Source organism: Nocardia aobensis NBRC 100429, from assembly GCF_000308375.1.
GTDB classification, from domain to species: domain Bacteria; phylum Actinomycetota; class Actinomycetes; order Mycobacteriales; family Mycobacteriaceae; genus Nocardia; species Nocardia aobensis.
The window spans coordinates 1-17,543 of the sequence record NZ_BAFQ01000196.1 but is presented as its reverse complement, the minus strand read 5'-3'; the positions used below and the strand labels follow the sequence as shown (position 1 = coordinate 17,543).

The window sequence follows — 17,543 nt, the reverse complement described above, 5'->3', positions numbered from 1 at the left end:
ATCAGCGGCGAGCGGGCAGGATCTCGCCGCTGACCTCACCCAACGCGATCCGCGCGCCGCGCGGGCCGGGGGCCGTCGCGGTGAGAAGGACCGTATCCCCGTCGGCGAGGAACGTCCGCTCACAGCCGCCGACGTCGACGGGGTGGGCGCCGTTGCCGGACAGTTCGATGAACGATCCGCTCTGGTCCTGCCCGGGTCCCGAGATCGTGCCGGAGGCGAACAGATCGCCGGACCGGGTGCCGGCGCCGTTGACGGTCAGATGGGCCAGCATCTGCGCCGCGGACCAGTACATCGCGCGATAGGGTGGCGCACTCACCGCGACGCCGTTCCAGTGCACCCGCACGTCGATGTCGAACCCCCAATCCTGTTGTCCCCGTAGGTAGGAAAGCGGTTCGGGTGTTTGTTCCGGCACCGCGATCCGGGCGAATTCCAACGCGGCGAGCGGAGTGATCCACGCCGCCATCGAGGTGGCGAACGATTTGCCGAGAAACGGGCCGAGCGGCTGTCCCTCCCACGCCTGGATGTCGCGGGCCGACCAGTCGTTGACCAGCGCCACGCCGAAGACGTGATCGGCGAAGTCGTCCACCGCGATCGAGGTGCCGACCTCGGAACCGACGCCGACGACGAAGCCGAGTTCCGCTTCGATGTCCAACCGCGCGGAGGGCGCGAATTCCGGTGCGCCCGAGCCGGTCCGGCGCTGCCCGAACGGCCGTCGCACCGGCGTGCCCGAGACCACTACGCTGCCCGCGCGCCCGTGATAGCCGACCGGCAGATGACGCCAATTCGGCAGCAGCGCTTCACCGTTCGGCCGCAGGAAGCCGCCGAGACGGGTGGCGTGGTCGATACTGGCGTAGAAGTCGACGTAGTCGCCGATGGATATCGGCAACTTCAGCCGCACCGAATCCAGCGAATGAATCGCTTCCGCGGGCAGCGGACCGCGCGCGGCTTCCCGTAATCGTTCGCGCACGCTGTGCCAGTGGAGCGGGCCGCGAGCGAGAAAGTCGTTCACCGTCGGTTGCGCGAAGCACGAATCATCCAGTAACGCAGCGATATCCAGCACGTATGCGCCGAGCCGGACGCCCACGCGGAACGGCCGGCCGGGCGGTGCGAAGACTCCGTACGGCAGGTGGTCCGGTCCGAAGGGGTCGTCGTCGGCCACCGGGGGCCGCACCCTCGCGGTCACGCCCGCTCCGAACTCGGCCCGCGCCCCGACCAGGTCCACGCATAGTCCGGATCCTCGCAAGCCAGGGCGCCCTCGCCGAGACCCAGGGGGCGGAAGGTGTCGACCATCACCGCCAGTTCGTCGAAGAATTCCACGCCGATGCTGCGTTCGTAGGCGCCCGGTTGTGGACCGTGCGCATATCCGCCCGGATGCACCGAGACCGAACCCGGTCCGATACCGGAACCGCGGCGGGCTTCGTAGTTTCCGCCGCAGTAGAACAGGATCTCGTCGGAGTCGACATTGGAGTGGTAATAGGGCACCGGAATCGACAGCGGGTGATAGTCGACCTTGCGGGGAACGAAATCGCAGATCACGAAGTTGGTGCCCGCGAAGGCCTGATGCACCGGGGGTGGCTGATGGATACGACCGGTGATCGGCTCGAAATCGGCGATGTTGAACCGGTACGGGTACAGGCAGCCGTCCCAGCCCACCACGTCGAACGGGTGCTCGGCGTACACCATGCGGGTGCCGAGTATTTCGGCGCCGGGCCGATGTTTCACCAGAACCTCGACCTCGGCCCCGGACTCCTGCAGCGGTTCGGCCGGACCGTGCAGATCCCGCTCGCAGTACGGCGCATTCTCCAGGAACTGGCCGAACGCGGACAGATAGCGCTTCGGCGCGGTGATATGTCCGGTCGCCTCGACGATATAACCGCGCAGCGGTTCCGGTCCGTCCGGCCGCCAGCGATGCGTGGTCGCCCGCGGCAGCAGCACATGATCGCCGGCGCGCACCGGCAGCCGCCCGAAGACGGTGTCCACCACACCCGAACCGGCCTCGACGTAGACGAGTTCGTCACCGATCGCGTTGCGGTACAAGGGAGATTCGCGCAGCGCTGCCACATAGGAGATACGCACGTCGTCGTTGCCGAGGATCAGGCGGCGGCCGGTCACGACATCGGTCTGCGCGAGCACGGACTCGGGGAACAGTTCGTGCAGCCGCAGGTGCCGGTGCCGCAGCGGATGGTTCGGCACGGTCCGCGAATTCGGCGGCCGCCACGCGGAGGAGTCGACGATGGCCGGCGGCAGGCCGCGGTGATACAGCAGTGACGAGTCCCCGGTGAAGCCTTCCTCGCCCATCAGCTCCTCGTAGAGCAGCTGCCCCCGTTCGTCACGATGCTGGGTGTGCCGCTTCGGCGGTAGGGAACCCAGTTGCCGATAGAACGCCATACCGCTCTCCCGCCGGGTCGCTGGTCGAATGGACGCCGATTTCCATTTTAGCTAGCGCTATTGCCGGAGAGTGCGCAGTTTGGTCGGCAGATCTACCAGTCGAGCGGCGGTTTCGCGGCAGCCGCTCAGGCCGAGCGCAGCGCGCGGTAGACCGCCGCGCCGACGAAGGCGCCCAGATCCTGCGGCGTCCACGTGTCGCCCTCGGTCACCAGTGTGCGCACCGCGCCCTCACCGGCGGATACCCACAGCTCCACCAGCGCGGGCAGTTTGCGCTCCGCGTCGACGGTTCCCCACGCCTGCAGGGTGGGCCGCAGCCGACGGGTGCACCGCTCGACCGCGAAACTGCGCCCGCGCCCGAACGAACTCGCCACCGCCGGATCGGGATTGCCGTGCAACAGTTTCCAGGTGTCGGGACGCTTGGAGACGGTCTCCAGCAGGGCGCGGAAGCCCTCGATGAAGACCTCTTCGTCGGCCTCGACCCGGCGCGGTGGCAGGGCGTCCATGATGCCGGCCAGCAGCAGCCCCTCCTCACGCTGGATGAGGGCGTTGATGAGTTCGACGCGGTCGGCGAAGCAGGCGTAGACCACCGGCCGGGTCACGGTCAGGCGTTCGGCCACGGCGGCGATGGTGACGGCCGCGATGCCCTCGTCCGCCGCGATGCGCAGCGCCGCGTCCAGAACCTGCGGGCGTCGGCGTTCGGGGCCGAGATGCTGGGCCCGTTGACGCGGTCGCACCGCGGATTCCGAAGCCATGGCGAACAAGATAGCAGTGGTAGAGGCCGATTATGCCGGTCGCATCGCGCCGCTGCCGGGCAGGTGTGCGGGCGGGACGCGGCCGATCGCGGATATCGAATGCGAGCATATTCCGAGCAAATCGCCGCGAGGCGGCGCACGATTGGGAAAAGTGAATCGCGGATGGACTGGTCCGCCCGCGTAAGTTACCGCGAATTCTCTAGTCTCGGCCGGTTACGGTTGCGTAAGTGAACCCGGGTACGGCAACCTCCGACGGAGAACATTCCACGACGGCGAGGAGGCCCTGAGCGTGTCGCACTACAAGGCGAACATTCGGGATATCGAGTTCAACTTGTTCGAGGTGTTGGGGATCGGTGCGCTGCTGGACGCCGGCGCGTACGGCGATCTGGATACCGAAACCGCACGCGGAATGCTCACCGAGGTGCAGCGGTTGGCCGAGGGGCCGGTAGCCGAATCGTTCGTCGACGCCGATCGCAATCCGATCTCGTTCGATGCCACCGAGCACGAGGTCGTGGTGCCCGACCCGCTGCGCAAGACGGTCGCGGCGGTCAACGAGGCCGGCTGGTCCGGGCTGGGCATGCCCGAGGAGATGGGTGGCGTCGACGCCCCGTCGCCGCTGATCTGGGCGACTCAGGAAATGCTCGTCGCGGCGAACAATTCGGCCAGCTTCTTCAATATGGGCCCGCTCATGCACCAGGTGCTCTATCGCGAGGGCACCGAGGAACAGCGCCGGTGGGCCGAGCACGCCTGGGAGAACCGCTGGGGCGGAACGATGGTGCTCACCGAACCCGATGCCGGATCCGATGTCGGCATGGGCCGCACCAAGGCCGTCCAGCAGCCCGACGGCACCTGGCACATCGAAGGCGTGAAGCGTTTCATCTCCGGCGGTGACGTCGGCGATACCGCCGACAACATCTTCCACCTCACCCTGGCGCGGCCCGAGGGCGCCGGCCCGGGTACCAAGGGCCTGTCGCTGTTCGTGGTGCCGAAGTACCTGTTCGACTCGCAGACAATGGAATTGGGCGAGCGCAACGGCGTGCTGGTGACCAATCTCGAACACAAGATGGGCATCAAGTCCTCGCCCACCTGTGAGCTGACCTACGGTGGCGACAAGCCCGCGGTCGGTTATCTGGTCGGCGATGTGCACAACGGCATCGCGCAGATGTTCAAGGTCATCGAGAACGCGCGCATGATGGTCGGCGTGCTGTCGGCGGGAACGCTGTCCACCGGATACCTGAACGCGCTGGAGTACGCGAAGTCCCGCGTCCAGGGCGCCGACCTGACCCAGATGGCCGACAAGACCGCTCCGCGCGTCACCATCACCCACCACCCGGACGTCCGGCGCAGCCTGGCGCTGCAGAAGTCCTATGCGGAGGGCCTGCGGGCGCTGTACCTGTACACCGCGGCGTACCAGAACGACGATGTGGCACAGGCGAATTTCGGCGCCGACCCCGACACCGCCGCGCGGGTCAACGACCTGCTGCTGCCGATCGTCAAGGGCGTCGGCTCGGAACGGGCGTACGAAACCCTCACCGAGACGCTGCAGACCTTCGGTGGGTCGGGATATCTGCAGGACTACCCGATCGAGCAGTACATCCGCGACGTGAAGATCGACTCGCTGTACGAGGGGACGACCGCGATCCAGGCGCAGGACTTCTTCTTCCGCAAGATCGTTCGCGACAAGGGCGTGGCACTGGCACATGTCGCCGGGCTGATCCAGCAATTCGCCGAGAGCGAGCCCGACACCCTGAAGGCGGAGAAGACCCTGCTGGGCGCCGCGCTCGCGGATGTGCAGGCGATGGCGACCGCGCTCACCGGTTATCTGGTGGCCGCCGCGCAGACGCCGGAGGAGATCTACAAGGTCGGCCTGGGTTCGGTGCGTTTCCTGCATGCCGTGGGCGATCTCGTCATCGGCTGGCGGCTGCTCGCGCAGGCCCAGGTCGCGCAGGCCGCGCTGGCCGGACAGCCGTCGGAGAAGGATCGGCTGTTCTACACCGGAAAGGTCGGTGTCGCATCGTGGTTCGCCAAGAACCAGCTGCCGCTGCTGAGCGGTGTGCGGGCCGTGGTGGAGAACCTCGACACCGACATCATGCAGATGGAGGAGGGCGCCTTCTAGGCCGAAGAGCTCTCACCGCGCACACGGCCGGCCGGGAAATCCCGGCCGGCCGTGGCGTATTCGTGTCCGACTCGCCCGCGTGTGGTACCCGAATGCGGGTACAACTGTCGGCATGGTGTTCCCGATGGCCTTCGGCTGGATCCAGGCATTGCTGGCGGTGCTCTTCGTCGTCGCGATCGCGATGCTGGTCACGGCCGTACTCCGCGCTCGGAAAGCGGGCTGGCGCAGGCATATCGGGCGCGGCGCGAGCGGTCTGGTGGTGCTGCTGGTGGCGATCGTCCTGCTGTGGGCGGTGACGCTGCTGCAGACCTACCTCGGGCTGACCGGTGAGGTGAAGGCCGCGCACGTCGTCGTGAAAAGCGTTGCGGGCAGCGACCATACCCTCGATGTGGAGCTGACGCTCTACGGCGACGGTCATCACGACGAGACCCGTCAGACCTATCGGATCGAGGGTGATCTGTGGGTGCTACAGGCCGATATCGTGGAATTGGAGCCGTGGGTCAACGCGCTCGGCTTCCATTCCGGCTACAAGGTGACCCGGCTCTACGGGCAGCGGCTCGACGGCACCGCGGTGAGTCAGCACCAGACCATGCTCAACGGCGGCGACGGTGACTTCTTCACCGATATGCGCGATCACAGCTGGTACACCGAACCGTTCATCCGCTCGGCATACGGCAACGCGGTGATCGCGATGCCCGGCAGCTACGACGTCTACATCTCCCACGACGCCATCAAGACCCGGCAGAGCTGACCTCCGGCGCCGGCTGCTGCTCCGAGAATTCGACCACCACGGGTGCGTGGTCGCTGGCGCCCTTCCCTTTTCGTTCCTCACGGTCGACGCCGGCGTCGGCGGCGCGGGCGCTCAGCGCGGGGGAGGCGAGGACGAAATCGATGCGCATACCCTCCTTGCGCGGAAAGCGCAGCTGGGTGTAGTCCCAGTAGGTGTAGACACCCGGGCCGGGCGCGAAGGGGCGCATCACATCGGTGAATCCCGCCGCCACGACGGCATCGAACGCGGCGCGCTCCGGCGCCGAGGTGTGCGTCTTGTGCGCGAAGAATTCCGGCGACCACACGTCGTCGTCGGTGGGGGCGATATTCCAGTCGCCGCACAGCGCGATCTGCGCCGACGGATCGGCCCGCAGCCACGCTTCCGCCGAATCACGCAGGGCGGCAAGCCATTCCAGCTTGTAGGTGTAGTGCGGATCGGTCAGCGTGCGCCCGTTGGGTACGTACAGGCTCCACACCCGGACGCCGCCGCAGGTGGCGCCGATCGCCCGGGCCTCCACCACCGGCGCGCTCAGCAGCGAGGCCTCGGCGTCCTTGTCGAATCCGGGCTGGCCCGGGAAGGTGACCTCGACGTCGTCGATGCCCACCCGGGAGGCGATCGCCACCCCGTTCCACTGACTGAAGCCGGTGTGCACGATCTCGTAGCCGGCTTCCTCGAACCGCTCGGCCGGGAACTGGTCGTCGCGGCATTTGGTTTCCTGGATGGCCAGCACATCGATATCCGCGCGGTCCAGCCACGACACCACCCGATCCACGCGAGATCGAATCGAATTCACATTCCAGGTGGCCAACCGCATGAGGCGAGATTAGCCGCCCGATTCACTCCCGCCGGTGGCGGCCCGCGTCGGGATCCGGGGCGGCGTAGCGGTAGTTGTGGTGGTCGACGAAGCCCATCTCCCGGTACATCGCGAGGGCCGCGGCGTTGTTCGCCTCCACCTGGACATAGGCGTGGGTGGCGCCGCGTTTGTAGCCCCAGTTGATCAGCTCGGCGCAGACGAGGGTGCCCAGGCCGTGCCGGCGGTGTGGCGCGGCGACCGCGAGGCAGCTCAGCCCGATCCAGCGGCGGCCGTCGGGGGCGGTGGTGAGGGCGCCGCGGCCGATCGCCAGCGGGGTCGGCAGGCCCAACGCGGCGAAACCGAGTTCACCGTCGCGGACCGCGGTGAGCACGCCGGTGTCCGGCAGCGGCGCGGCCACGTCGACGGTGTCCTCGCCGCGGTGCCGGTGCAATTCCAGCCACGCCGGATGCGGGCCGTCGTCGATGCGGACCATCGACGGACCCTGCGGCAGGACGAATGTGGAGATATCGATGCCGAGCACCATCGTCTCGCCCCAGGTGAGCCAGCCCGGCGGCACCGGCGCCAGGCGATCGGGGAGCCGAAGTTGCAGCGGCAGGCCGTGTTCGGTGTACCACTCGCCGATGCGGTGCAGCGTACGCATGTCGAGGGCGGCGTTGCGGCCCGATTCGCCCAGCGGCACAGCGGAATTCGCGCGATGGGTGTAGCCGTTGCCGATGCTGCACAGCCAGCCGTCGAACCAGGCCCGTTCGAGTCCGGGCCAGCCGTCGATGGCCGCCGCTTCCAGCGCGCGGATCTCACCGATCCGAATCGGCCGCGGGCCCAGTGCTTTCACCGCCACCACCCGATCGGTGGCGATGGTCACCACGGTGCCGTCGGCGGTGCGGACCTGCACCGGATCCGGTGCCACGAGCTCGCCGATCACATCCGTGAACTGCTGTGGATAACCCTCGGGCAGGCGGTACCGCACCACCACCCGGCGCCCGATCGGGATATCGGGACGGTCAGTCGTCATGCCCGAACGGATCCGGTACCTCGCCCGGTACCCAGCTCAAACCCGGTGTGCCCCAGCCGTTGCGCTTGATCGCCTTCTTCGCGGCGCGGGCGTTGCGCCCGATCAGCACGTCCACATAGAGGAACCCGTCGAGGTGGCCGACCTCGTGCTGGAGCATGCGGGCGAAGAACCCCTCGCCCTCGATCGTCACCGGCTCGCCGTGTTCGTCGGTGCCGGTGACCCGCGCCCAGTCCGCGCGGCCGGTGGGGAACTGCTCACCCGGAACGGAGAGGCAGCCCTCCTCGTCGTCGTCGGGATCGGGCATGGTCTCGGGGATCTCGGAGGTCTCCAGCACCGGATTGATCACCGCGCCGCGCCGCCGCCGCACCGAACCGTCGGGCTGCACGTCGGGGCAGTCGTAGACGAACAACCGCAGCGATTCACCGACCTGATTGGCGGCGAGCCCGACTCCATTGGCGGCGTCGAGGGTTTCGTACATGTCCGCGATCAGGCCGGCGAGTTCGGCCGGCGACTGCGACACCTGCGCGGTCGGGTTGTGCAGAACCGGATCGCCGACGATGCGGATCGGGAGAATCGCCATGGTGGCACACTTTACGCGGCGCCGCGTGTGCGGCCCGACACGCCGTACGACGCCTCGGTGAAGGGGTGTGCCGCGTGGTTGAATGACGACGACTGTCGTCCGTTGTTGATTCGGCGAGGGAGCGATATGGACAGCGCAGCGGCCCGGAATCTATCCGCAAGCGAGGACAGCTCCGCGAGCGAAGAGATCGCGGCAGTGATCGAAGGCGCCTCCGGCGCGGTGGCCGGGACCGCCCCCGAGGGTGGCGTGGTCGACGGTCTCACCCGCCGCGAACTGGAAATCCTCGATTTCGAGCGCAAGTGGTGGAAGTACGCGGGCGCCAAGGAAGAAGCCATCCGGGATCTGTTCGCGATGTCGGCCACCCGCTACTACCAGGTCCTCAACGCCGTCGTCGACAAGCCCGAGGCGCTGGCCGCCGATCCGATGCTGGTGAAACGGCTGCGCCGGTTGCGGGCCAGCCGGCAGAAATCGCGGGCGGCGCGGCGGCTGGGCTTCCAGGTCTGACCGGCGGATGTCCGATGCGCGCGCTCGCTCATCCCTGCGACTAGGGTCGACACCGTGAGCAACCCGAATCCGCCCACCGGTGGACCGCCGCTGCGAGCACTCGCGATGGTGCTGATCGCGCTGGCCATCGTCTTCGCGGGCCTCGGCGCGATGTCGCTGTCGAATTCGACGTCCGATTCCGCTGCCGCGGAGACCTCGTCGGATACCGAGACGACGGCCGCCCCGGTCACCACCACCCGCGCCGCCGCCACGACGCCCTCGACGACGGCCGCCACGACCACCGCGGCGCCGGCGACCACGCTCACGACGACCACCGCGGCGCCGACCAGCACCGCGGCCGGTGTGGACAAGACCGTCCCGGTCCGGGTGCTGAACAACAGCACCGTCGCCGGCCTGGCCTCCAAGACCGGGAGCCAGCTCACCGCGGCGGGCTTCGACGTCACCGAGACCGGCAACTACCCCGGCGGTGTGATCGCGAAAACAACTGTCTACTACGGAAATTCCCCGCACGAACGGGAGACGGCCCAGGCGATCGCGAATGAGCTGGGCGTATCGGCCGAGCCGCGTTTCGCCGGAATCGCCGACTCGCCGCCGGGCATCATCGTCATCGTCACCGGTAACTAGGACCCAACCGAGCCCCACCAGTGCGGTGCACAACGGCTCTGGCATCATCTTGTCCGGTAAGGAATCTGTTCAACCAGCACTACTCGTAAACTCGGTACTCGTAAAGGAGTTCTCCGATGGCCCCCTCCGCAACCCGTCGCCCCTCCTGGCGGACTGTGACACCGATGCTGGCGATCGCGGCTTTCGGCCTGGTCGCCTGCAGCAACAGCCAGGAGTCGAGCGACGTCAAGGGGACCACCCCCGCGGTGTGGACCGGTAGCGCCGGTCCGGCGGAGAACTCCGGCACCGGCGCCGAGCAGAACCCGCCCTCCGGCGATTCGGTGTCGGTGCAGTTGAAGGATCCCTCGGGCGCGCAGGTCGGCACCGCCACCATCGCCAAGTCGGGCGACAAACTGCAGATCACCGTCGACGCGCACGGCCTGCAGCCGGGCTTCCACGGCCTGCACATCCACCAGAACGGCAAGTGCGAGCCGAACTCCACCGCCCCGTCCGGCGGCGCGCCGGGCAACTTCCTCTCGGCCGGTGGTCATCTCCAGGTGGGCGAGGCGAACACCCACCCGGCCAGCGGCGATCTGACCTCGCTCGAGGTCGGCAAGGACGGCACCGCGAAGCTGGTGACCACCACCGACTCCGTGACGCTGGACCAGATCAAGGGCAAGGCGCTGATGATCCACGCCGGCGCCGACAACTTCGGCAACATCCCGAACCGCTACCTGCAGGCCAACGGTGGCGCGCCCGGGCCCGACGCCGAAACTCTGGCAACCGGCGACGCGGGCGGCCGGGTCGCCTGCGGCGTCATCGGGTAAGAGCGGATTCGTCATGGGTGGGGCTGGCTCTCGAACGGTTCCCTGGAACGGCTCGCCCCGCCCGACGCTGGGCGTCGAATGGGAGATCGCGCTCGTCGACAAACAGACGCGCAATCTCTCCAACACGGCCGCCGCGGTCTTCGACCAGGTCGGTGATCTGCGGGCACCCAACGGGCCGCCGCACGTCACCAAGGAGCTGCTGAAGAACACGGTCGAACTCGTCAGCGGTGTCCACGACACCGTCGGCGAGGTGGTCGACGAGATGCACACCACGATGGACACCGTGCGCGCGGCCGCCGACCGGGTCGGTGTGGATCTGTTCTGCGCGGGCACCCATCCGTTCGCCCAGTGGTCGACGCAACAGCTGACCCGCTCCGAGCATTACGACGAACTGATCAGCCGCACCCAGTGGTGGGGGCGTCAGATGCTGATCTGGGGCGTGCACGTGCACGTGGGAGTCTCGCACCCGGAGAAGGTCTTTCCGATTCTCAACACGTTGCTGCTCTCCTATCCGCATCTGCTGGCGCTGTCGGCGTCCTCACCGATGTGGGCCGGCATCGACACCGGGTACGCGAGCAATCGCGCTCTGATGTTCCAGCAGCTGCCGACCGCCGGATTGCCGTTCCAGTTCGAGAACTGGTCGCAGTTCGAGTCCTTCGTGCACGACCAGATGAAAACCGGTGTGTTCGAACAGCTCGGCGGCATGCACTGGGATATCCGCCCCGCGCCGAAGTGGGGGACCATCGAGGTCCGTGTGTGCGACGGAATCCCCAGTCGCTTCGAACTTTCCGCACTCGTCGCGCTGATCCACTGCCTGATCGTGGATCTGGATCGCCGGGTGGAGGCGGGCGAGACCATGCCCACCCTGCCGCCGTGGCATGTGCAGGAGAACAAGTGGCGCGCAGCGCGTTACGGGCTGGACGCGATCATCATCACCGACTCCGACAGCAACGAGCGGCTGGTCACCGACGATCTGATGGATCTGCTGGACCGATTGCAGCCCACCGCGAAGCTGCTGCAGTGCGAGAACGAACTCGCGCGAGTGCCCGATATCGTCGAGCGCGGGGCGTCGTATCAACGGCAGCGGCGAGTGGCGGCGGCCGCGCAGGGCGATCTGGTGGCAGTGGTGGACGCGCTGGTCAAGGAACTGAACAGCTGAGTCGGCGGGCTGTGGCCCACTCAGCGGGGCGGCGCTGAATCGTTTCGAGCCGCCGCTACTCGTGCCCGATCGGTAGGAATCGGGCGACCTGCTCGTCGGCGAGGAAGTCCAGCAGCAACCGGTTCACGAGCTCGGGCTTTTCCAGGGGCAGCGCGTGCGAGGTCCCGGGAACAACGGCCAGTTGCGCATCGGTGACGGTACGGGCGAGCAGCGCGCTGTGCTCGACCCGCACCCAGTCACCGTCACCCTGCATGAACAGCGTCGGTGCGGTGATGCGAGCGATGTCGTCGAGCGGAATCTCGGGCTCCTCGCGCCACATGCGCATGATCTTGTCGTACACGACCGGGAAGTGGTCCGGGCCGTCCGGCGACAGCGGCGCGTGCAACCCTTCGAACATGGCACGGGTGTCGGCGTCCTCGGCGAATCCGTCCAGTGCCGCCCGCGACGACGCCCACTCACCGTCCAGCGACAGATACTGGCCGATCACAACGAGTTTGCCGACCAGCTCCGGCCGCGTGATGGCCACCAGCGCCGCCACCGCGCCGCCGTCGCTCCAGCCGATCAGATGGGCGCCGCGCAACGCCATGGCGTCCAGCCAGGCGGCCGTATCCTCGGCCATCGCCGCATAGGTGATCGGGCCGGGCACATCGGCGGTCCTGCCGTGTCCGCGGCGCTCGGGGACGTACACCCGATAGTGCCGGGCCAGCTCGCCCACCTGCTGTCCCCACGACTCGGCCGTCCCCAGCCCGCCGTGCAACAACACCACCGGCGCACCGTCCCCGTGCACCTCGTAGTAGGTCCGCAACCCGCGCGCGTCGATGTATTCACCCATGCGTGCAGTCTGGTCCGAAGGCGTCGCATCCGTCGCGCGGACCGCCGACATGTGGCCCAGCTCGCGGGTTCACCGGGGCGACACCAGGTTTCGGCCGCGCCATGGCGCCGTACGACGAGGGCGACCGTCGGCGCTGACTACCGGTGTTCGCCGGCGCGTTGGAATTCGCGCCAGGCCTTCTGGGTTTCGGTGAGCTTCGGGCGGGGAGTCCGGTTGCGGAAGAAGTTCACCACCATCGTCACCGGAACGATGAACGCGTGAAAGAAGATCAGGTACGAGCCGCCGTCGAAGAGGAAGGCGAGGTAGAAGGCGTAGCCCAGGAAGATGCCGCCGAAGATGCCGTTGAAGGATCGTGTCGCGCTGCTCTGACCCTGCTGCACCGACGCCATGGCGATCATGACGATCCCGCTGATCGCGAGCAGAGCGACATACCAAGTGAACATGGCTCGAACTGTGGCAGCGCGGCCCTGGTAATCGCTTACGGAAAAGTTGTCGCGGCGAGCGCCCGTCGCGACAATGGCGCAGATCACATCCGTCGCCGACGTTTCCGCTGTGCGAGGGGCGGCGTTCATCACCTGTTTACGATGATCGGGTGCTGCTCGATGATCCGCGTTCCGACTTCGGTGACGCTCGCCGTGGACGGTCCCGGAAGTGGTCGCCGCACATCGGGGTCCGGGTGCTGCTCATCGCGGTCCCGGCGCTGCTGATCGGGTTGCAGATCCTGGCCGTGCGCAACAACTTCGAGGGCCCGCTGCACAGCCTCTGGGAGGACTTCGCCGGGACGCCCAAATCGGTCTCCGTACCGTGGGCGGGGCTGGCCCTGGCGCTGGTCGGATTGTCGTGGCGGTGGCGGTTTCTCGCCGTGGGCGCGGCGGTGATCGTCGATGCCTTCTGCGCGACGATCCGCGTGCTGCTCGGCGGTCCGCTGACCGTCGGCAACGGCGCGGTCATCGCCCTCACCGCGGTGGCGTTGATCGCCTGGCTCGGCTGGGACGGTACGCGCAAACGCAACGCCCTGCGGGCGGCGGCACTGGGAGCGCTGCTGATCATCGCCACCAAGGTCGGCGATGTGTGGCTGCACTTCACGGTGGTGGCCGGCCCGGACGTCCGTGACCGCTATCTGGTGCTGGCCGATCACGCCTTCGGTGAACCCGCCTGGGTGATGGGCCGGGTGATCGAGGCCCTGGGCCCGGTGGTCTACGGCGTATTGCATTGGGTCTACATCGAATTGCCGGTGGCCGCGATGGTGGTGGCCGTCTGGCAGTTGCGCAAGGTGGTGCGCACCGGGACATGGCCCCGGCACTATCTGGTGCGCACCTTCCTGGTGCTGGGACTGGTCGGCCCGGTGATCTACCTGATCTTCCCGGTGGTCGGGCCGATGTTCGCCTTCGGACCGGACGGCCACGGCCTGCAGGTCGGCAACTACTGGCCACATCTGGTTCCCCCCACCGACTACCATCCGAAGCCGATGCCGTTCGACCGGTATACGCCGCGCAACTGCATGCCCTCGATGCACACCGCCTGGGCGACCGCGGTTTTCCTGCACACCCGCCGCGACAACGACGGTGCGCCGGCGCCCCGCTGGGTGCGCTGGCCCGGCACGTTCTGGTTGCTCGCGACGCTGTCGGCCACCCTCGGTTTCGGCTATCACTACGGCGCCGACCTGCTGGCCGGGGCCGTGCTGGCTCTGACCGTCGAATCGGTGTTGCGCGCACCCGAGCGCGGCTGGGATCGGGCGCGCGCACTGCTGGTCGCCGCCGGATTCACACTGCTGATCGGGTTGCTGCTCGCCTACCGGTATCTGGCGGTGTGGATGGCCGAATATCCGCTACCCGCCGGGATCATCGCGCTCGGGTCGTTCGCCGGATTCGTGGCGGCGTTCTACCGCACCTGGTTCGCGCGCACGACCGCGGATGTGGCAGAACCGGTCGCGGCGTAGGGATTCGGCGTAGGGGATTCAGTCGTCGGGCAGGTCCTCGTCGCCCATCTCGTTGATCAGCAGCAGCCCGTCGCGATGACGTTGCTCCCGATAGGCCGTCCGGCCGACCAGGTGGGCGATGGCCGGTGCGGTGACGAGGGTGAACAGGCCGACGAGAACCAACATCCAGACGTTGGGATGGCCGCGCAACTGGATCGCCGAACCGATCAGCATCAGAACCAGGCCGACGACTTGAGGTTTCGTCGCGGCGTGCATGCGCGAGAGGGTGTCGGGGAAGCGCACGATGGCGATCGCCGCGGTGGCGGCGAGGAACGCCCCGAGCAGGATGGTTCCGTACGACAACCAGATCAGCGCGGTATGGAACATGCCGCTCATTTGTCGTCCCGCACCCGGAACCGCGTGACCGCGGCCGATCCCAGGAAGCCGACCAGCGACAGCGCGACGATGCCCGGCACCACCGTGGTGTCGTCGCTGTAGGCGGCCCACACCGCCAATCCGGCCGCGGCGATGCCGACCAGCGAATCGATGCCGACGACCCGGTCCAGGGTGCCGGGACCGGCCAGCACCCGGAAGGATGTGAAAGCCGCGGCGGTCGCCAGGAGTACGCCCGCCACGATCGCGACAAAGGTCATGGATTTGCCTCCGGTAATTTGCGGGACACCCGCACCCGGTCGGCAGCGCGAGCCGCTGCGCGATGGTCGCTCACGCTGCCTCCTGTGGTCTGCCTTCGAAGGCCCTGATCAGCAGGCCTTCCAATCGGCGGGTGATGTAGTAGAACTTCTCGACCGCGTCGTCGCTGCCGACATCGAGCACGTGCACCCACGCGACCCCGGCCACCCGGTCCAGCTCGAGCACCATCGTGCCGGGGATCAGATTGAGCACGTCGGCGCACAGCACCAGCACCAGATCCGAGTCGATCGCGAGCCGCACCCGCAGCACGCCCGAAACCGGCGCACCGGCGGGGCGCACCGCGAACCACGCGATCTGCAAACTGGATTCGATCGCGTAATAGGCGGTGAGCATGATCAATTCGAGCAGCGGCAGCACCCGCAGCCCGCCGTTCACCGGAACCCGCGGCAGCGGCAGCAGCACCATGATCAGAATGCCGACCACCAGTCCGGCGAGCAGATTGGCGACGCTGGCATTACCCCACAGCGCGGTGTAGACGACGGCCAGCCAGATCAGCACGCCGATGCGAACCAGTCGATCCCGCGTCATCGGGTTCCTCCCGACTGCCACGTCTCCGGCGGGCCGAGCACGGTGCCCAGATACCGGTGCGGATCGTTGAGATCCTCGGCCGCGCGCCGGCAGATGCCCAGGATCGGCCCGGCGAACACCGTGAGCGCGAGCGCGACCACGATCAACGCCGCCGTCGGAGCCACCATCAGCCGGGGCATGCGACCGGGATCGACGCGGTCGTCGAACAGCACATCGGTGGATTCGTCGATGAGCGCCGAGGGAGCGGCATCGGCCAGCTCACCCTCCGGGGCCTGGACGCGCGGCCGCCAGAACGCCTTGCTCCACACCCGCGCCATGACGTACAGCGTGAGCAGACTGGTCGTCACCGCGCCGGCGATCAGCATCCAAGCCAGCACGCTCCCGTCGGCGGCTCCCGCCTGCAACAGCCGCACCTTGCCGATATATCCGGAAAACGGCGGAATACCACCGAGATTCAGCGCCGGAATACCGAACAGCAGGGCCAGCGCCGGGCTCGCCGCCAGCAAACCGCCCAACCGGCTCAGCGACGCCGATCCGGCCTGCCGCTCGATCAGGCCCACCACGAGGAACAGCGTGGTCTGGACCAGAATGTGATGCACCACGTAGAACACCGTGCCGGTGGTGCCGCCGACGGAATTCAGCCCCACCCCGAACATCAGATAGCCGATATGGCTCACCAGGGTGAACGACAGCAGACGCTTGATATCGCTCTGCGCGATCGCGCCCAGGATGCCGATCACCATGGTGAGCAGGCCGCACACCAGCAGCACATTGTCGAAGGTGCCGGCCGGCAGCAACAGCGAATGCACCCGGATGATCGCGTACACACCGACTTTCGTCAGCAGACCCGCGAAGACCGCCGTCACGGGTGCGGGCGCGGTCGGATACGAATCAGGCAGCCAGTTCGACAGCGGGAACACCGCGGCCTTGATGCCGAAAGCCACCAGCAGCACCGCGCAGATCGCGCCGCGCACACCCAGTGGCACCGTGCCCATCCGCACCGACATATCGGCCAGATTCAGCGTGCCCGTCGCCGCGTACGCCACCGCGATGCCGGTGAGGAAGATCAGCGACGACACCATCGACACCATCACATACGACACCCCGGCGCGGACCCGGTCGGCGCTCGCGCCCAGCGTGAGCAGGACGAACGAGGCGGCCAGCAGCACCTCGAATCCGACGAACAGATTGAACAGGTCACCGGCCAGGAAGGCGAGCGAAACGCCCGCGCTCAGAATCAGATACGTCGGCTGGAAGATCGAGGTCGGCTGGCGTTCGGTGCCGTCGCTGATACCCTGCCCGACCGCGAAGATCAACACCGCGAGCAGCACGATCGACGACACCAGCAGCATGCCCGCAGACAGCCGGTCGACCACCAGCGTGATGCCGATCGGCGTCTCCCAGCCGCCGACCTGCACCGCGCCCATGCCGTCGCGGTCGGCCAGGTACAGCAGCACCCCGGAGATCGCGACCACCGACGTCAGCGCCGCCACCGAAATCGCCTGCTGCACGCGCGCTTTACGGCCCACGATCAGGGTCGCGGCCGCGGTGAGCAGCGGAATCAGCACCGGGAGGGGGCAGAGCGCGGGGAGCAGACCGGGAGACGGGCTCATCGCTCGGGGTCCTCGCCCTCGCGCTTCGCCGCGACCTTCACGTCCTCGGGGTCGTCCTCGACCTGTTCCGTGGTGGTCAGCGCGAAGGCCCGATAGGCCAGGGCGAGAACGAATGCCGCCAAACCCATGGTGATGACGATCGAAGTGAGGATCATCGCCTGTGCGAGCGGATCGGCCGGATCGTGATGTCGCCGATCCGACTCGCCGAGTATCGGTGGCCGCCCGTCCGCACCGCTCATGGTGAGGATCAGCAGGTTCACCGCATTGCCGAACAGGATCAATCCCAGCAGCATCTTCGACACCGCGCGTTCGAGCACCAGATACACCCCGCAGGCGACCATGATCCCGATCAGGGCCAGCATGGTGATGTTCGCGCTCATCGCATCCCTCCCTTCGTCGAAGACGTCGTGCCGTCCA

Annotated in this window: 20 protein-coding genes; 7 read left to right on the top strand and 13 right to left on the bottom strand. The window is 67.6% G+C overall.

Annotation, left to right across the window (positions count from 1 at the left end; all coding sequences use genetic code 11):
• Position 1 precedes the first annotated feature (1 nt).
• From RJ03_RS25215 to RJ03_RS25205, 3 genes are all read right to left on the bottom strand, one after another.
• Positions 2 to 1,183 carry a fumarylacetoacetate hydrolase family protein gene (locus tag RJ03_RS25215; RefSeq protein ID WP_232329599.1) on the bottom strand — a complete coding sequence of 394 codons (1,182 nt, stop codon included), beginning with the start codon at positions 1,181 to 1,183 and terminating at the stop codon, positions 2 to 4.
• Complete coding sequence (locus tag RJ03_RS25210) at positions 1,180 to 2,388, bottom strand: homogentisate 1,2-dioxygenase (RefSeq protein ID WP_036506329.1); 1,209 nt, start codon at positions 2,386 to 2,388, stop codon at positions 1,180 to 1,182. Before RJ03_RS25210 ends, RJ03_RS25215 begins: the two co-directional genes overlap by 4 nt.
• A gap of 125 nt (positions 2,389 to 2,513) precedes the next feature.
• On the bottom strand, positions 2,514 to 3,140 hold the full coding sequence (locus RJ03_RS25205) for a TetR/AcrR family transcriptional regulator (protein ID WP_036506326.1): 627 nt from the start codon (positions 3,138 to 3,140) through the stop codon (positions 2,514 to 2,516).
• A 289-nt stretch (positions 3,141 to 3,429) separates the two neighbouring features.
• On the opposite strand from RJ03_RS25205, the gene RJ03_RS25200 reads away from it, so the two are divergent.
• Positions 3,430 to 5,256, top strand: coding sequence for an acyl-CoA dehydrogenase (locus tag RJ03_RS25200; protein WP_036506323.1), 1,827 nt, complete (start codon positions 3,430 to 3,432; stop codon positions 5,254 to 5,256).
• A 112-nt stretch (positions 5,257 to 5,368) separates the two neighbouring features.
• Entirely contained in the window at positions 5,369 to 6,007 is a 639-nt protein-coding gene (locus RJ03_RS25195; RefSeq protein WP_036506320.1) for a hypothetical protein, read from the top strand.
• Here RJ03_RS25195 and RJ03_RS25190 read toward each other — a convergent pair.
• Genes RJ03_RS25190 through RJ03_RS25180 form a run of 3 tightly spaced genes read right to left on the bottom strand, consistent with a single transcriptional unit; the run spans position 5,988 to position 8,431 of the window.
• Complete coding sequence (locus RJ03_RS25190; RefSeq protein WP_051025226.1) at positions 5,988 to 6,839, bottom strand: exodeoxyribonuclease III; 852 nt, start codon at positions 6,837 to 6,839, stop codon at positions 5,988 to 5,990. The two genes, RJ03_RS25195 and RJ03_RS25190, sit on opposite strands and share 20 nt — an antisense overlap.
• 22 nt (positions 6,840 to 6,861) lie before the next feature.
• On the bottom strand, positions 6,862 to 7,851 hold the full coding sequence (locus RJ03_RS25185; RefSeq protein WP_036506318.1) for an N-acetylglutamate synthase, CG3035 family: 990 nt from the start codon (positions 7,849 to 7,851) through the stop codon (positions 6,862 to 6,864).
• On the bottom strand, positions 7,841 to 8,431 hold the full coding sequence (locus RJ03_RS25180) for a peptide deformylase (protein ID WP_036506316.1): 591 nt from the start codon (positions 8,429 to 8,431) through the stop codon (positions 7,841 to 7,843). Before RJ03_RS25180 ends, RJ03_RS25185 begins: the two co-directional genes overlap by 11 nt.
• A gap of 126 nt (positions 8,432 to 8,557) precedes the next feature.
• On the opposite strand from RJ03_RS25180, the gene napA reads away from it, so the two are divergent.
• The 4 genes from napA (at position 8,558) to RJ03_RS25160 (ending at position 11,524) form a co-directional block, all read left to right on the top strand.
• Positions 8,558 to 8,935, top strand: coding sequence for a nucleoid-associated protein NapA (gene napA / locus RJ03_RS25175; protein ID WP_036506314.1), 378 nt, complete (start codon positions 8,558 to 8,560; stop codon positions 8,933 to 8,935).
• Between the two features lie 54 nt (positions 8,936 to 8,989).
• Positions 8,990 to 9,559 carry a LytR C-terminal domain-containing protein gene (locus tag RJ03_RS25170; RefSeq protein ID WP_036506311.1) on the top strand — a complete coding sequence of 190 codons (570 nt, stop codon included), beginning with the start codon at positions 8,990 to 8,992 and terminating at the stop codon, positions 9,557 to 9,559.
• Positions 9,560 to 9,675: 116 nt separating this feature from the next.
• Positions 9,676 to 10,365: a superoxide dismutase[Cu-Zn] gene (gene sodC, locus RJ03_RS25165; protein ID WP_036506308.1), complete on the top strand. Its 690-nt coding sequence runs from the start codon at positions 9,676 to 9,678 to the stop codon at positions 10,363 to 10,365.
• A gap of 13 nt (positions 10,366 to 10,378) precedes the next feature.
• The gene (locus RJ03_RS25160; RefSeq protein ID WP_036506306.1) at positions 10,379 to 11,524 is read left to right on the top strand and encodes a glutamate--cysteine ligase; all 1,146 of its coding nucleotides are present in this window, start codon (positions 10,379 to 10,381) and stop codon (positions 11,522 to 11,524) included.
• 55 nt (positions 11,525 to 11,579) lie between these two features.
• On the opposite strand, the gene RJ03_RS25155 is transcribed toward RJ03_RS25160, so the two are convergent.
• A complete protein-coding gene (locus RJ03_RS25155) occupies positions 11,580 to 12,356 on the bottom strand; it encodes an alpha/beta fold hydrolase (RefSeq protein ID WP_036506303.1) in 777 nt (258 codons plus the stop codon).
• Between the two features lie 137 nt (positions 12,357 to 12,493).
• Complete coding sequence (locus RJ03_RS25150) at positions 12,494 to 12,931, bottom strand: hypothetical protein (RefSeq protein ID WP_245552379.1); 438 nt, start codon at positions 12,929 to 12,931, stop codon at positions 12,494 to 12,496.
• Positions 12,932 to 13,020: 89 nt separating this feature from the next.
• Between RJ03_RS25150 and RJ03_RS25145 the strand changes: the two genes are divergently transcribed.
• Entirely contained in the window at positions 13,021 to 14,295 is a 1,275-nt protein-coding gene (locus tag RJ03_RS25145; RefSeq protein WP_036506390.1) for a phosphatase PAP2 family protein, read from the top strand.
• Between the two features lie 18 nt (positions 14,296 to 14,313).
• Here RJ03_RS25145 and mnhG read toward each other — a convergent pair whose 3' ends face one another.
• From mnhG to RJ03_RS25120, 5 genes are all read right to left on the bottom strand, one after another.
• Positions 14,314 to 14,670: a monovalent cation/H(+) antiporter subunit G gene (mnhG, locus tag RJ03_RS25140; protein WP_083871318.1), complete on the bottom strand. Its 357-nt coding sequence runs from the start codon at positions 14,668 to 14,670 to the stop codon at positions 14,314 to 14,316.
• Positions 14,667 to 14,927, bottom strand: a complete 261-nt coding sequence (locus tag RJ03_RS25135) for a monovalent cation/H+ antiporter complex subunit F (RefSeq protein ID WP_036506297.1) — start codon at positions 14,925 to 14,927, stop codon at positions 14,667 to 14,669. The genes mnhG and RJ03_RS25135 overlap by 4 nt, the downstream gene beginning before the upstream one ends.
• Positions 14,928 to 14,997: 70 nt before the next feature.
• Complete coding sequence (locus RJ03_RS25130; protein ID WP_036506294.1) at positions 14,998 to 15,513, bottom strand: Na+/H+ antiporter subunit E; 516 nt, start codon at positions 15,511 to 15,513, stop codon at positions 14,998 to 15,000.
• The gene (locus tag RJ03_RS25125) at positions 15,510 to 17,126 is read right to left on the bottom strand and encodes a Na+/H+ antiporter subunit D (protein ID WP_036506291.1); all 1,617 of its coding nucleotides are present in this window, start codon (positions 17,124 to 17,126) and stop codon (positions 15,510 to 15,512) included. Before RJ03_RS25125 ends, RJ03_RS25130 begins: the two co-directional genes overlap by 4 nt.
• Positions 17,123 to 17,543 (bottom strand): Na(+)/H(+) antiporter subunit C (locus RJ03_RS25120; RefSeq protein ID WP_245552378.1); only part of this gene is annotated, 421 nt, incomplete at its 5' end. The genes RJ03_RS25120 and RJ03_RS25125, both read right to left, overlap by 4 nt.